The organism is Aminobacter sp. P4_D5 (assembly GCF_056401815.1).
The window spans coordinates 1-888 of the sequence record NZ_JBFUIP010000494.1; the positions used below are offsets into that span (position 1 = coordinate 1).

Consider the following 888-nt stretch of genomic DNA (forward strand, 5'->3'; position numbering starts at 1 on the left):
CCGCATGGCCGCGAGGCTCTCCCCCTTCACGACCGCCAAAGCCTTGGCCCGCGCGAAGTGGATGAGAAACAGATAATCCTGGATCAGGTAGTGCTGAAACGCCTTGAGCGGGAGCGTGCCGGCCGAAAGCTGCTGGACGAAGGGGTGCCACGTATAGCCCGTCCAATCCGCGCCGGAGGCGGCGCGGAGCCTGCGGAACAGGCCGTCTACGGCCCCAAAATCCTCGATCCCGCGCATCCCATCACCGCGCGGCCGACGGCAGCTTGACGACGAGGCCGTCCAGCTCGTCGGTGATGATGATCTGGCAGCCGAGGCGGCTCGTCTCCTGCAGGTCGAAGGCGAGGTCGAGCATGTCCTCCTCGTCCTCGGTCGGGTCGGCGAGCTTGGTGAACCAGGAGCCGTCCACGATCACGTGGCAGGTGGCGCAGGCCAGGCTGCCCTCGCAGGCACCCTCGATGTCCACGCCGTTGCGATGCGCGATCTCGAGCACGGAAAGCCCCAGCGGAGCTTCCACTTCGCGACGGGTCCCGTCGCGCTCGATGAAGGTCATCTTCGGCATGATACTGGTCTACTCCGCGGCGTGAGGCTGGGCGACGAGGCCCTTCCACGCCGTCCCGATGAGCGCAGCAGCCTGCTCCGCCTCGGCGGGCGAGGTAAAGCGCCCCAGCCCCACGCGCAAGGTGGCACGGGCCTCGGCCTCGACAATCCCCATGGCGTCGAGGACGTAGGATGGCGCGATCTCGGCCGAGGAACAGGCGGAGCCGGAGGAGAGGCAGAGCTCGGGGAGCGCCGCCATCAGGGCCTGGGCGTCGATGCCGCCGGGGAAGGTGAGGTTGAGGTTTCCCGAGACGCGGGCCTCCATCGTGCCGTTCACGCGCAGGCCGGGAA

General features: G+C 68.2%; 2 protein-coding genes and 1 pseudogene. All 3 read right to left on the bottom strand.

All coding sequences use genetic code 11. The annotated features are described in order from the left end of the window. On the bottom strand, nt 1-237 hold a 237-nt coding region (locus AC1DWF_RS32995; protein WP_476842721.1), incomplete at its 3' end, for a thiaminase II/PqqC family protein. A 4-nt stretch (nt 238-241) separates the two neighbouring features. Beyond that, nucleotides 242-559 carry a ferredoxin family 2Fe-2S iron-sulfur cluster binding protein gene (locus AC1DWF_RS33000; protein WP_476842722.1) on the bottom strand — a complete coding sequence of 106 codons (318 nt, stop codon included), beginning with the start codon at nt 557-559 and terminating at the stop codon, nt 242-244. 9 nt (nt 560-568) lie between these two features. Further along, nucleotides 569-888: pseudogene (locus AC1DWF_RS33005) on the bottom strand (hypothetical protein); the annotation flags it as partial.

What these genes read in the sequence shown, in the direction of transcription:
- AC1DWF_RS33000 (WP_476842722.1), bottom strand. Translation starts at nt 559, where the DNA reads ATGCCGAAGATGACCTTCATCGAGCGCGACGGGACCCGTCGCGAAGTG.